General features: G+C 71.9%; 16 protein-coding genes. 2 read left to right on the plus strand and 14 right to left on the minus strand.

The window, feature by feature from the left end:
• Nucleotides 1-9: 9 nt before the first annotated feature.
• The 4 genes from AC1DYG_RS01350 to infC all read right to left on the minus strand — a co-directional run bounded on the left by AC1DYG_RS01350 (nucleotide 10) and on the right by infC (nucleotide 2,472).
• Nucleotides 10-801, minus strand: a complete 792-nt coding sequence (locus AC1DYG_RS01350; protein WP_477638095.1) for a TrmH family RNA methyltransferase — start codon at nucleotides 799-801, stop codon at nucleotides 10-12.
• 59 nt (nucleotides 802-860) lie between these two features.
• Nucleotides 861-1,247 carry a 50S ribosomal protein L20 gene (gene rplT, locus AC1DYG_RS01355; protein ID WP_140737333.1) on the minus strand — a complete coding sequence of 129 codons (387 nt, stop codon included), beginning with the start codon at nucleotides 1,245-1,247 and terminating at the stop codon, nucleotides 861-863.
• A gap of 77 nt (nucleotides 1,248-1,324) precedes the next feature.
• On the minus strand, nucleotides 1,325-1,519 hold the full coding sequence (gene rpmI, locus AC1DYG_RS01360; RefSeq protein ID WP_179422513.1) for a 50S ribosomal protein L35: 195 nt from the start codon (nucleotides 1,517-1,519) through the stop codon (nucleotides 1,325-1,327).
• Between the two features lie 68 nt (nucleotides 1,520-1,587).
• Entirely contained in the window at nucleotides 1,588-2,472 is an 885-nt protein-coding gene (gene infC, locus AC1DYG_RS01365; protein ID WP_477638096.1) for a translation initiation factor IF-3, read from the minus strand.
• A 363-nt stretch (nucleotides 2,473-2,835) separates the two neighbouring features.
• Here infC and AC1DYG_RS01370 point away from each other — a divergent pair, with 363 nt between their 5' ends.
• Nucleotides 2,836-3,144 carry a DUF1844 domain-containing protein gene (locus AC1DYG_RS01370; protein ID WP_477638224.1) on the plus strand — a complete coding sequence of 103 codons (309 nt, stop codon included), beginning with the start codon at nucleotides 2,836-2,838 and terminating at the stop codon, nucleotides 3,142-3,144.
• A gap of 77 nt (nucleotides 3,145-3,221) precedes the next feature.
• Here the strand turns inward: AC1DYG_RS01370 and AC1DYG_RS01375 are convergent, their stop codons facing one another.
• Complete coding sequence (locus tag AC1DYG_RS01375) at nucleotides 3,222-4,499, minus strand: MFS transporter (RefSeq protein ID WP_477638097.1); 1,278 nt, start codon at nucleotides 4,497-4,499, stop codon at nucleotides 3,222-3,224.
• Nucleotides 4,500-4,618: 119 nt separating this feature from the next.
• Here AC1DYG_RS01375 and AC1DYG_RS01380 point away from each other — a divergent pair, with 119 nt between their 5' ends.
• Nucleotides 4,619-4,948, plus strand: coding sequence for a DUF952 domain-containing protein (locus AC1DYG_RS01380; protein ID WP_477638098.1), 330 nt, complete (start codon nucleotides 4,619-4,621; stop codon nucleotides 4,946-4,948).
• A 14-nt stretch (nucleotides 4,949-4,962) separates the two neighbouring features.
• Here AC1DYG_RS01380 and AC1DYG_RS01385 read toward each other — a convergent pair whose 3' ends face one another.
• The 9 genes from AC1DYG_RS01385 to AC1DYG_RS01425 all read right to left on the minus strand — a co-directional run bounded on the left by AC1DYG_RS01385 (nucleotide 4,963) and on the right by AC1DYG_RS01425 (nucleotide 12,716).
• Entirely contained in the window at nucleotides 4,963-5,682 is a 720-nt protein-coding gene (locus tag AC1DYG_RS01385) for an SseB family protein (RefSeq protein WP_477638099.1), read from the minus strand.
• Nucleotides 5,679-6,416: a bifunctional 1-(5-phosphoribosyl)-5-((5-phosphoribosylamino)methylideneamino)imidazole-4-carboxamide isomerase/phosphoribosylanthranilate isomerase PriA gene (priA, locus tag AC1DYG_RS01390; RefSeq protein WP_477638100.1), complete on the minus strand. Its 738-nt coding sequence runs from the start codon at nucleotides 6,414-6,416 to the stop codon at nucleotides 5,679-5,681. The genes AC1DYG_RS01385 and priA overlap by 4 nt, the downstream gene beginning before the upstream one ends.
• The gene (locus AC1DYG_RS01395) at nucleotides 6,413-6,844 is read right to left on the minus strand and encodes a hypothetical protein (RefSeq protein ID WP_477638101.1); all 432 of its coding nucleotides are present in this window, start codon (nucleotides 6,842-6,844) and stop codon (nucleotides 6,413-6,415) included. Before AC1DYG_RS01395 ends, priA begins: the two co-directional genes overlap by 4 nt.
• Entirely contained in the window at nucleotides 6,841-7,479 is a 639-nt protein-coding gene (gene hisH, locus AC1DYG_RS01400; protein ID WP_477638102.1) for an imidazole glycerol phosphate synthase subunit HisH, read from the minus strand. The genes AC1DYG_RS01395 and hisH overlap by 4 nt, the downstream gene beginning before the upstream one ends.
• Nucleotides 7,476-8,102, minus strand: coding sequence for a hypothetical protein (locus tag AC1DYG_RS01405; protein WP_477638103.1), 627 nt, complete (start codon nucleotides 8,100-8,102; stop codon nucleotides 7,476-7,478). Before AC1DYG_RS01405 ends, hisH begins: the two co-directional genes overlap by 4 nt.
• Entirely contained in the window at nucleotides 8,099-8,692 is a 594-nt protein-coding gene (gene hisB, locus AC1DYG_RS01410; protein WP_477638225.1) for an imidazoleglycerol-phosphate dehydratase HisB, read from the minus strand. Before hisB ends, AC1DYG_RS01405 begins: the two co-directional genes overlap by 4 nt.
• Nucleotides 8,693-8,781: 89 nt before the next feature.
• Entirely contained in the window at nucleotides 8,782-9,915 is a 1,134-nt protein-coding gene (locus AC1DYG_RS01415; protein WP_477638104.1) for a histidinol-phosphate transaminase, read from the minus strand.
• A 7-nt stretch (nucleotides 9,916-9,922) separates the two neighbouring features.
• Nucleotides 9,923-11,269: a histidinol dehydrogenase gene (gene hisD, locus AC1DYG_RS01420; protein ID WP_477638105.1), complete on the minus strand. Its 1,347-nt coding sequence runs from the start codon at nucleotides 11,267-11,269 to the stop codon at nucleotides 9,923-9,925.
• A gap of 43 nt (nucleotides 11,270-11,312) precedes the next feature.
• Nucleotides 11,313-12,716, minus strand: coding sequence for an MFS transporter (locus AC1DYG_RS01425; protein WP_477638106.1), 1,404 nt, complete (start codon nucleotides 12,714-12,716; stop codon nucleotides 11,313-11,315).
• Nucleotides 12,717-12,724 lie beyond the last annotated feature (8 nt).

Raw genomic sequence — 12,724 nt, forward strand, 5'->3', positions numbered from 1 at the left:
CCGCCGACCCTAGTGGTTCTGGGCGCTCGCGGACGCGTAGAGGCACACCGTGGCGGCCATGGCGAGGTTGAGCGACTCGGCCTTGCCGTAGATCGGCACTCGCACGACGTCGTCACACAGGTCACGGATCTCGGGCTCCAGCCCCCAGGCCTCGTTGCCCATCACCCAGACGTGGGCGGGCAGGAGGTCGACCTCGGGCAGCATGGTCGTGCCGACGCCGTCCGCTGCCAGCACCCGGATGCCGGCCGCGCGAAGCCTGGCCAGCGTCTCCTCGACCGGCAGTCCGGTCACCAGCGGCAGGTGGAACAGCGAGCCGGCGGTCGACCGCACCACCTTGGGCGCGTGCACGTCGACCGACGCGTCACTCACGAGGACCGCGGCGGCACCAGCCGCGTCCGCGCCGCGGATCACCGTCCCGGCGTTGCCCGGATCCCGGACGTTCGTCAGCAGCACGAGCAGCCGAGGTCCGCGCGCGAGGACCTCGTCCAGGCTGGCGGTGACCACCCGGCATACCGCGGCCAGCCCCTGGGGGGTAGGCGTGTCGCACATGGCCGTGAGGACGCCCTCGGTCACCTCGTGGAGGTAGAGGTCCGCCGCCTCGGCGGCGGCGACGATGTCCGCGTGCCGTGCGCGCGCCTCAGCGGTGAGGTAGAGGTCGACCACCCGCTCCGGCTGGTGGACGACGACCTCACGGACCGACTGTGGTCCCTCGACGAGGAACCGGCCGGTCTTGTCACGCACTGAGCGCCGGGACAGTGACCGCACCGACTTCACCCGGTCCGCTCCTGGATTGGTCATCACAGGAGGTTCGCGGTGGGTCGGCGGGGGCATGTCCCGGCGCTCGGAGGGTGCTTGGTCGATCAGGCCGACGCGGCCGCGGTCTCCGTGGTCGCCGGCACGTTGGCGCGGGCGATCTCGACCAGGGCGGTGAACGCTGCCTCGTCGTTGACGGCGAGCTCGGCCAGCATGCGACGGTCGACCTCGATCTCCGCGGCCTTGAGGCCCTGGATGAACCGGTTGTAGGTCATGCCGTTCGCACGGGCGCCGGCGTTGATGCGCTGGATCCACAGGCGACGGAAGTCACCCTTGCGGGCGCGACGGTCACGGTAGGCGTACCCGAGGGAGTGGGTGACCTGTTCCTTGGCCTTGCGGTAGAGCCGCGAGCGCTGTCCGCGGTAACCGCTGGCGCGCTCGAGGACGACCCGGCGCTTCTTCTGGGCGTTGACTGCCCGCTTCACGCGTGCCACGTGAGTTCTCCTTGCTGTCTAACTGCTTGCGAGGCTGCTTGCTGAGCCCGGCCAAACAATGGGATGGGTGGGCTCGGCTACTTGCCGAGGAGCTTCTTGACCTTCTTGGCGTCCGGCTTGGACACCTCGACGTCGTTCGCGATCGAGCGGGTGTAGCGCGAGGACTTGTGCTCGAGCAGGTGACGGCCATTGGCCTGCTCGCGCATGACCTTGCCGGTGCCGGTGAGGCGGAAGCGCTTCTTCGCGCCAGAGTGCGTCTTCATCTTCGGCATGGGGCCGATCTCCTTGTGTTGGTGTAGCCGTGTGTCGTTCGTACGTGTGGATCAGGGTGGAGCTGGCCTCAGCTGGTCGGCTCGGTGGCCTTTGGCTTGGCGACCGGCTTTGCAGCGGGCTTTGCAGCGGGCTTTGCGGCGGGCTTCGCCGGGGCTGCGGGGACCTCTGCTTCGGGGGCGTTGACCTGTGCCTCGGGGGCGGTGACCTCTGCCGCGGGGGCCGTGGGCTCTGCCGCGGGGGCCGTGGGCTCTGCCTCGGGGGCCGTGGGCTCCGCGGCCGTCTCGACCGAGACGTCCTGCACCTGGTCGACGGCCGGGACGTCCTGCGCCTGGTCGGCGTCGCCCATCTGGGCGGCGTCGTCCGTGTGCGCGGGGGTGGCCGACCGGGCGCGGCGCTGCTCAGCCATCGCCTCCGACTTCTTCTTGGTCGGGCCCAGCACCATGATCATGTTGCGGCCGTCCTGCTTGGGGGCCGACTCGACCGTGCCCAGCTCGATGACGTCCTCGGCGAGGCGCTGCAGCAACCGGAAACCGAGCTCGGGGCGCGACTGCTCGCGTCCGCGGAACATGATCGTCACCTTGACCTTGTCGCCACCCTTGAGGAACCGCTCGACGTGGCCCTTCTTGGTGCCGTAGTCGTGCGGGTCGATCTTCGGGCGGAGCTTGATCTCCTTGATGACCGTGTTGACCTGGTTCTTGCGCGCTTCGCGAGCCTTCAGTGCCGCTTCGTACTTGAACTTGCCGAAGTCCATGAGCTTGGCGACGGGAGGCTTGGCCATCGGGGCAACCTCGACGAGGTCGAGGTCAGCCTCGGCGGCCAGACGCAGCGCGTCTTCGACGCGCACGATGCCGACCTGTTCTCCGTTGGGGCCAACCAACCGCACTTCGGGAACCCGAATGCGGTCGTTGATGCGAGGTTCGCTGATGTTGGTGCTCCTCTGTTGGAAGTTCACTGCCCGTGAAAGTTCACTGTCCGGCCGCTGCAACGAAGAAAGGCTCCCCGTCGCCGTTGCGCGGGAAGCCTCACCTGATCCGATTCACGAGTTCACCAAGGGCAGGTATGCCGCGTGGCTCGCGCCCACGGCATACGCCTTGCGTGACCTCGTTGACCCGGCAACCGTGAGGTTGACGCGGGTGGAAGCAGGTGCTGCTTCACTTGCACACCGGGCCCGGTGCTGGGTCACCCTCTCAGGTCACCCGACGATGGACACGGCCGGTCGATCTGCAAGGCTACCAGCGTGAGCACCGAATCTCCCAATCCCCCCGAGGGCCCCGCCGCCGACGCTGACACGGGTCACGCACAGGCCACCCGCGACATCGCCGAGGTGCCCGCCGTCGAGGTCATCACCACCGCGGCCATCCACCTGATGAGCGCGGCCGCGGTCAAGTGTGGGCTGGCCGAGGGGCCGGACGCGAACGAGCACCTCGACCTGGACGAGGCCCGACGGCTGATCAGCGCCCTCGCCGGCCTCATCACCGCGGCGGCACCCGACCTGGGTAGCCAGCACGCCGCTCCCCTGCGGGACGGGCTGAAGTCGCTGCAGCTGGCGTTCCGCGAGGCGTCGCTGATCCAGGACCCGCCGGGTCAGGGGCCGGGCGAGAAGCTCACCGGTTCGGTCGTCTGACCCCTCTCGCCGAGATCCCACCTCTCGCGTCTCCACACCCCGACGTGGGGCGAGAGCTGGGATCTCGGCGTGTCAGGTCAGGCGTCGGCGGTGGCGCTCAACCTCTGGGCGGCCCTGCGCTGCGACGCCCGCCCTGATGTCGCCGCGGCTCCGACGAGCGCCACCAGCAGGCCGACCACCGCGACGACGAGGAAGCCCGCCTGCCAGCCCCGGTGGTCGATGGCGAACCCGGCCATCGGCGCGCCGAGAGCCATGCCTCCGGTCATGAACGAGCCGTGCCAGCCCATCGCCTCGCCGCGTGCCGCCCCCGGAACCACCCGGCTGACCTGGTCCACCGTCGCCGTGATGGTGGGGGCGCAGAACAGCCCGGCCACGAAGGACAGGACCGCCAGCGAGGGAACGCCGTGGGCCATCGCCATCGGCGCGCTGACCAGGGCGAGCCCGCCGAGCAGCCAGAAGGCCGAGACCGACTTCTGCAGGCCGCCGTAGACGAGCCCGCCCAGGAGTGAGCCGAAGCCCCAGACCGCCAGCACCCAGCCGATCGAGGACTGGGCGTCGAAGTCGCGCAGGGCGGCCACGATGGCGATGTCGGTTCCGCCGAGCACGACGGTCGTGGCGGCGGCAGCCAGGCAGATGACGATGAAGCGGGCACGGAACCAGGCCGACCGCGCCACGCGCGGCACCGCAGCGCCCACGCCCTCGTCGTCCACCAGCCCGCCAGCCACGAGCCCGGTGTCGGCCAGCCCACCGTCCACCGGCTCGGCCGCCTCGTCATGCATGACGGGGTTGGCGAACCAGAGCAGCACACCGGCCAGCACCCCGAGCATCTCGATGGCGAACAGCACCCACTGGGTGGGCCACAGCGTGGCAGCCCAGACACCGGCGGCCGGCCCGACCATGAACGAGAGCTCGACGGCCACCGAGTCCAGGGAGATCGCCGTGCGCCGGTCGTCCTCGGGCACCGCCGCGATGACCGCCTGACGGATGATCGAGAACGAGGGGACGACGAACAGCCCGGCCAGGGCGGCGAGGCCCAGCAGCCACCAGTAGGACACGAAGGGTGCGATCGACCAGCAGACGGCCGCGACGACGATGGAGGGCAGGACCACCCGGCGCAGGCCCCTGCGGTCGAGGAGACGACCACGCCAGGGACCGCTGATGGCGATGGCGATCGTCGCCGCGGCCGAGACCAGACCGGCCGCTGCGTAGGACCGCCCCAGGTGGGAGACGACGTGGAGGGTCAGCACCACCCCGCCGGCGAAGATGGGCATGCGCACCAAGAAGCCCAGCACCAGCGCCCGCCGCAGAGCGGCACTGGCGAGGACGCGGCGGTAGCGGGCGTTGGCGAGCAGCACCCACCCACTCTGCCAGCCCCCACTGACAGTGGCCAAACCCTTTTTGCTCCTGTCACGCGGGGCTGGGTGGCGGCACGCGGCATACCCGGCCCTTGCGTCGCAGCCGGTAGGTTGCGGGCGTGACCATCTACCACCTTGCCGAGCCGGAGAAGTGGGAGCAGGCCCGGCGGTCCGGGAGCTACGCCGAGTCGACGCGAGGTCGGACGATGGCGCAGGAAGGCTTCATCCACTGCTCCTCCGAGGAGCAGTGGCCCGTGGTGCGGCGCGCGTTCTACGCGGACTACCCGGGGACCTTGCTGCTGCTCGAGATCGACCCGTCCCGACTCACCGACCCCCCGGTCGAGGAGATCGGCAACCCTGAGACCGGCGAGACCTTCCCGCACCTGTATGCCGCCCTGCCGGCCGACGCCGTCGTGGCCGTCACCGAGCTCGCGCCGCCGCACGCCTGAACTGCGGGGGAACCTCAGGAGATCGAGAAGGCGAGCCCGTCGATCCGGGCCCGGATCTCGCCGTCGGTGGCGAGTCGCTCGCCGACCGCGGTGGCGACCGCCTGCACCGTGTCCGCGTCCAGACCCGGAGCCAGGTGCAGGGTTACCCGCAGCACGCCTTCGCCGGGCGCCCCCGGGCCGGTCTCGTGGGCGAGCACGGCCTCCTGCTCACGGACCGCCGTGGCCACCGCTCGCCGGACCGTCTCGTCCTCGTGGGCCGGCAGCCAGTCGCGCTGCTGCGCCAGCGCCCAGACCATGCTGGGCCGCAGCGCCACCGTGAGGGGGCCCGCCAGGTCGACCACCATCACGTCGCAACGCTCGCTCACTGCGGCCTGCGCGGCCCGCGCCGCCGTCACCGGAACCGGCCTGGCTCCGGCGTCCCAGGCCGCGATGGCTGCCATCGACGAGAACACGGGGAGGGCACGCGTGCCGTCGGGCGCGACGAGGGTCACCGCTGCCATGTCGGTCTGCTTCTCCACGGTGTGTTCGCCCGACGTGTCGACAGAGACGGGTTCGGCGACGATGGGCACGAGCAGTCGTGCCGCTGCGACGGCGGTCATCAGGGCGACCTCGTCGAGCGGCTCGGCCAGTGCCCTCACCAGCGCCGCATCGGCCTCGCCCGTGTCGCCGTCGAAACCGGTGCCGGTGAGCTCACGCCCGTCGAACGGGATCCCGGCGGAGTCGTGCGAGCTCACGGACGACCCGCCACGTCGAGCGCGTCGGGCAGCGTGAAGGCCCCGCGGTAGAGCGCCGAGCCGACGATGGCGCCCTCGACGCCGTCGGGCACCAGGCCCCGGATCGCCTGGATGTCCTCCAGCGTCGACACGCCACCGGACGCCACGACGGGGCGGTCGGTGCGCGCGCAGACATCGCGGAGCAGGTCGAGGTTCGGGCCCTTGAGCATGCCGTCCTTGTTGACGTCGGTGACGACGTAGCGGGCGCACCCCTCGGAGTCGAGCCGGGCGAGGGTCTCCCAGAGGTCGCCGCCGTCCTTCGTCCAGCCGCGCGCGGCCAGGGTGGTGCCACGCACGTCGAGGCCGACGGCCACGCGGTCCCCGTGCTCCGCGATCGCCTGGGCGGTCCACTCCGGGTCCTCCAGCGCGGCGGTCCCGAGGTTGACCCGGCGACACCCCGTGGCCAGTGCAGCCTCCAGCGACTCGGCGTCGCGGATGCCGCCACTCATCTCGACCTTGAGGTCCAGCCGCCCGACGATGCCCGCCAGCAGCTCGCGGTTCGAACCGCGCCCGAAGGCGGCGTCGAGGTCGACGAGGTGCAGCCACTCGGCGCCCTGCTGCTGCCACGCGAGCGCGGCCTCCCACGGGTCACCGAACTCGCCCCCGCTGCCGGCCACCCCCTGGACGAGCTGGACGGCACGGCCGCCCTGGACGTCGACGGCAGGCAGGAGCTCGAGTCGGGGTGCGTCGTTCATGCGGGATCCTCGGGTCGGGGTTCGGTCGGCGGGGTCGCTTCGGTGGGCGGGGTGGCGGTGGTAGGTGGGATGGCTTCCGTCGCGGGGGTGGTGTCGTCCCCAGCTGTGGTGGCATCGTGTCGCCGGCCCTGCACCAGGAGGTAGCCGCCGACCAGCACCAGGGCCGCCACCACCAGCGCGATCCGAACCGGCCAGGACGCCCCGGCGAAAGCCGCCACCGCCAAGGTCGCGAGGCCAGCGCCGATGGTCGTGGCGACCTTGGGCTGGGCCGGTCGTCGGGAGGTGGTGCGCCGGGTGGTGCGTCGCCGCGAGGTCGTCGTCCGACCAGACCGGCCGGCCGTGCTCGCCCGCTTGCGGGTCGCGGCCTTGCGAGACGTGGTGCCAGTCGCCGCCTTGGCAGCCTTCGCCGTCTTCTTCGTTGCGCTCACAGTGACTTCACCCAGTTCTCGAGGAGGGACAGACCTGCATCGCCGGACTTCTCCGGGTGGAACTGGGTCGCAGCCAGCGGACCGTTCTCGACGGCCGCGACGAACCGTCCACCGTGGTCGGCCCAGGTGACCTTCGGGGCGACGGCGGCGAAGGCGCCGGTGGGCTCCTCCAGCGTCCAGGACTGCACGGCATACGAGTGGACGAAGTAGAACCGCTCGGACTCCACTCCGGCGAAGAGCTGGCTCCCGCTGGCGACCCGCACGTCGGACCAGCCCATGTGCGGCACCACCTCTGCCTGGAGGCGCGACACCGAGCCGGGCCACTCCCCCAGGCCGTCCTGGGGCGCGCCGCTGGGCTCGTCGGAGCCGTCGAACAGCACCTGCATCCCCACGCAGACGCCGAGCACCGGCCGTCCCCCCGAGAGGCGCAGGTCGATGACGACCGGGCCGTCGGCGGCACGCAGCCCCGCCATGCAGGCGTGGAAGTTCCCCACTCCGGGGACGAACAGCCCATCCGCGGCGAGCGCTGCCGCACGGTCACCGGTCAGCTCCACCTCGGCACCCACGTGCTCGAGGGCGCGCACCGCCGACCGCACGTTGCCACTGCCGTAGTCGAAGACGACCACCCGGCTCATGAGTTCTCCTCGAGTTCGGTGCGGTGCCGGGCTTGCTCGGCCATCCGCGCTTCGAAACGGGCCACCGACTGTGCAGTGGGTGCCACCACCTGACCGCGCAGGCCGACCCCGGCACCGACCAGGTCTGAGCCCGGCAGGCCGAGGACGGACAACAGGTCTGTGATGAGGCGGTCGGCCGTGCCGTGGCGTTCGGCGACGACCCGCACCACCGCGCGCTGGTCGCCTGCCTTGCCGGCGGCAGCCAGGAGGTCTGCCGGCCGGGCCAGCTCGAGGTGCGGAGCGCGCACCACACCGGCGCCCGGGTCCCACACCAGCCACCGGGCCACGTCGCGCCAGCCCGGCGCGTGGGCGGTCACCACGGCCCGGCCGTCGACGGTGAAGAACCCGAGGGCGCCCCGCAACCGCCGTGGCACCGGACGCGCGGCGAGCACCGCGAGGGCGTCGTCATAGGGCGGCTCCGCGCGTGACCGGCGCTCGGTCGGCAACACCGCGGTCCAGCGCCCGAGGGGAACCACCTGGCAGGCCACCAGACCCCGGCGCAGCCAGGCCGACACGGGCCCGGGCTCGGCACTCACCAGGAGCAGTCCGCGCGCCTCCTGCGCGGGCTGCCACGGCACGCTCACGTGGAGAGGCTGCCCTTCGCGCTGGGTATGCCGCTGACTCGGGCGTCGCGGGCGACCGCGGCACGCAGGGCGCGGGCGACCGCCTTGAACTGGGCCTCGACGATGTGGTGCGGGTCGCGGCCGGACAGCACCCGGACGTGCAGCGCGATCCCGGCGCGTCCGGCGAAGGACTCCCAGACGTGGCGCGTCAGCGACCCGACGTAGGTGCCGCCGATGACGACGTAGGCCTGTCCCTCGGGCTCACCGGTGTGCACGACGTAGGGACGCCCCGCCACGTCGACGACCGCCTGGACGAGCGCCTCGTCGAGCGGAACCGTCGCGTCGCCGAACCGGGAGATGCCGCTCTTGTCGCCGAGGGCCTCGCGCAGCGCGTCGCCGAGCACGATCGCGACGTCCTCGACGGTGTGGTGCGCGTCGACGTCGACGTCGCCCGTCGCCTTGACGCGCAGGTCGATGAGGGAGTGCTTGGCCAGGGAGGCGAGCATGTGGTCGTAGAACCGCACTCCCGTGGAGATGTCGGACTGGCCGGTGCCGTCGAGGTTGAGCTCGACCTCGACGCTGGACTCCGACGTCGAACGGCTCAGCGACACCGTGCGGTCACCGGGCCGGCTCTCCTGCGTCGCGGCTCCCTGCGTCGCGGCCCCCTGCGTCACGGTCTCCTGCGTCCGGGTCTCCTGCGTCACAGCGCGCTCCTGTCCTGCTCAGGTCGGGCGATCTGCGCCATGGCGGCGAGGAACGCACCAGTCTCGTCCGGGGTCCCGGCCGTGACACGAAGATAGTGGGGTATGCCGACGTCGCGGACGAGTACTCCCCGGTCCAGCAGGGCACGCCAGGTCTGGGCGGCGTCCGCGAGGCCGCCGAACAGGACGAAGTTGGCGTCGCTGGGCACCGGCGCGAGGCCGAGTTCGGCGAGTCCGGTGACCATCCGGTCGCGCTGCTCCTTGATCGCCTCGACGGTGCCGAGCATCTCGGGCGCGTGCCGCAGAGCCGCCAGGGCGATCGCCTGGGTGGGCGCGGACAGGTGGTAGGGCAATCGCACCAGGCGCAGGGCGTCGACGAACGCCGGGTCGGCGGCGAGGTAGCCGAGCCGCCCGCCCGCGAAGGCGAACGCCTTGCTCATCGTGCGGGTGACGACGAGCCTGGGGCGTCCTTCCAGCAGGGTCAGGGCGCTGGGCGTGCCCGGGCGGGCGAACTCGGCGTAGGCCTCGTCCACGACGACCACGGCCCGCTCCGCCGCGGCATACACGGCCTCCACCACGTCGAGGCCCAGCGCGGTGCCGGTCGGGTTGTTGGGCGAGCAGAGGAAGACGACGTGCGGGTCGTGCTCACGCACCTGGGCGACCGCGGACTCGACCGTCAGGTCGAAGGGGGTGCCGCCCTGTCCGCGCAGGCCGTCCACCCAGGCGGTGCCGACCGAGCTGCTGATGATCGGGTGCATCGAGTAGGCCGGCGTGAACCCGAGCGCCGTCCGTCCGGGGCCGCCGAACGCCAGCACGACGTGCTGGAGCACCTCGTTGGAGCCGTTGCCGGCCCACACCTGGGCCGGGCCCACCGGAGTCCCCGACGACGACAGGTATGCCGCGAGGCCAGTCCGGAGGTCGGTGAACTCCCTGTCGGGGTACCGGTTCAGGCCAGCCGCGACCTCGGCCACGGCGGCCGTGATCTCGGCCACGACCGAGGGCGGGACGGGGTACGAGCTCTCGTTGGTGTTGAGGCGCACGGGTACGTCGAGCTGGGGTGCGCCGTAGGGGATCCCACCGCGCAGGTCCTCGCGCAGCAGGCCCTCGATGCGGGAGCCGCCGATGTCGGTCATCGGCCGGTCACGACCCGTCGAAGCGGACCTGGACCGCCTCGCCGTGGGCGGGCAGGTCCTCGGCCTGCGCCAGGGCGACGACGTGGTGGGCAACCTCTTGGAGGGCAGCCTCGGTGTAGCTGACCACGTGCACGCCGCGGAGGAACGACTGCACCGAGAGGCCGCTGCTGTGGCAGGCGCACCCACCGGTCGGGAGGACGTGGTTGGACCCGGCGACGTAGTCACCGAGGCTCACCGGCGAGTGCGGTCCGACGAAGATCGCGCCGGCGTTGCGCACGCGCTGGCTGACCGCGGCGGCGTCGGCGACCTGCAGCTCGAGGTGCTCTGCGGCGTAGGCGTTGACGACGGCGACACCGGCGTCGAGGTCGTCCACGAGGACAATTCCCGACTGGGGTCCGGTGAGGGCCTCGCGGACGCGTTCGGAGTGCTTGGTGGTGGCGACGCGGTCTTCGAGGTCGGTCTGTACCGCATCGGCCAGGGCGACCGAGGCGGTCACCAGGACCGAGGCAGCCTGGGGGTCGTGCTCGGCCTGCGAGATCAGGTCGGCGCTGACGTGTGCGGGCACGGCCGTGTCGTCGGCGAGGATCGCGATCTCGGTCGGGCCCGCCTCGGAGTCGATGCCGATGACGCCCTTGAGGTAGCGCTTGGCCGCCGCGACGTAGATGTTGCCCGGACCGGTCACGAGGCTGACCGGTTCGCAGATAACCGGCGCCCCATCGGCACCGGTGGCGTCCTCGAAGCCGAAGGCGAACGCTGCCACCGCCTGGGCGCCACCCACGGCATAGACCTCGTCGACGCCGAGCAGCGCGCACGCGGCGAGCACCGTCGGGTGGGGGTATCCGGTGAAGGCACCGGAGTTGTCGCGCTGGGGTGGGCTGGCGACCGCCAGCGACCCGACCCCGGCGATCTGGGCGGGCACGACGTTCATGACGACGCTGGAGGGGTAGACCGCGCGTCCACCGGGGACGTAGAGGCCGACCCGGTCGACCGGGATCCACCGCTCGCTGACCTCACCGCCGGGGACAACCGTCGTGGTGGTGGTGGAGCGGCGCTGGTCCTCGTGCACGATCCGAACCCTGCGGATGGCCTCGTCGAGGGCGGCACGCACCTGCGGGTCGAGCGACTCCAGGGCTGCCGCGAGCACTGCGTCGGGGACCCGCAGCGTCGGGGGGCGCACGCCGTCGAACCGCTCCCCCAGCTCGTAGAGCGCAGCGGCACCACGGTGACGGACGTCCTCGCAGATCGGCCGCACCGTCTCGACCGCGGCGGCGACGTCGAACTCCGCCCTCGGCAGCAGGTGGCGCAGCTCGCGGACGCCGAGCGGCCGGCCGCGCAGGTCGATCGTGGAGAGCATGGGTCAAGTCTAGGTCTGGCCCGGTGGCCGCCCCCGTGCGGTCTCAGCCCCCGGAAAGCCTGCCCGCGTCGCCGAGGCCGCCGGCCGGACCCCGGCCGGGGACACCCAACGCCGTCAGATCCTCCACAGTGGGGGGCGGCTCGACGACAGGGTCCTCGCCCACCTCGGCCTCGGCGTAGGCCTGCGGGACCGTGAAGGTGGCCTCGACGCTCCCGGCGAGCTCTTCCTTGGGCCACCTGGCGGCGAGCAGCACGAGGATCCCGAGGGTCACGACCGCACAGATGCCGACCGAGGCTGCTGGCGTGGTGCGCTCGGAGACCCAGCCGGCGGCCAGGAAGCAGGCGCCCGTGATACCGACGGAGAGGGCGCCCGCGAGCCCGAACACCCGACCACGCATGGCGGTCGGGACGAGCAGGGTGAAGGCCGCCTGGAGCGGCAACATGTAGCACTGGAGCGCGCCGCACAGGAACCACGCGGCCCAGACGACGGCGAGCGGCGGCTCGAAGATCGTCAGGAGCAGCGGCAGCGGGGTGAGCAGCGCCAGCCGCATGACGAGGGCCGACTGCCGCTCGGCGGGCAGCCTGCCGATGAGCAGCAGACCCGCGACGGCGCCGAGGATCGGCGCAGCCATCAACAGGCCGCCCCAGGTCGGCGACGGGCTGTGCTGGGCCGCGTAGGGCAGGGCGACGGCTTCGGGCGCGGCGATCGCGAGGGCGCTCGCCAGCGACAACATCAGCATGTAGGTCAGCACGCGGCTGGAACGGATCTGGCGCCAGGCCTGGCCGACGTCGCCGACCAGGCTGGACAGTGGGGCGTCCTCCACCTTGACGATCGAGCGGGGCGGCCTCACGGCGATCAGGATGACGGCGCCGACGAGGAACGTGGCCAGGTCGAGCAGCAGCGTCTTCGTGTCCCCCACGAGGCCCACGACGGCACCCCCGATCGCCAGGCCGATCGCCTGGTTGACCTGGGCGGCGAGGGTGGTGAGTCCGAACGCCCGTGCGTAGAGCCGGCGGTCCGGAAAGATGTCGGTCAGCAGCATCTGGCTGGCGGTGACGGCCGGGCCGCCGACGAACTCGAGGACGGCGACGAGCGCGAGGACCAGCCACAGCGACTCGGTGGCCGAAACCGCCAGGATGAGCACGCCGACCAGGGTCGCTCGGATCAGGTGGGTCCCGACGAGGCAGACCCGCGGAGGCATGCGGTCACACAGCGGCGAGAGGAGTGCCCGCCCCAGGATGCTCGGCACCAGGGAGACCGCGAACGTCGCGGCCGTCGCCAACGCCGAACCCGTCCACGAGTAGACCACCGCCGCCACGGTGATGCGGGCGATGTAGTCGCCCCACGTCGAGAGCGTCGCGACCACGAAGACCGGCAGGAACACCGGGGCACGGAGGACCTCGGAGAACGAGGGGACTGTGACGGAGTCGTCCCTGCCCGTGGCCATGCGCCGAC

The organism is Pedococcus sp. P1_H8 (assembly GCF_056405175.1).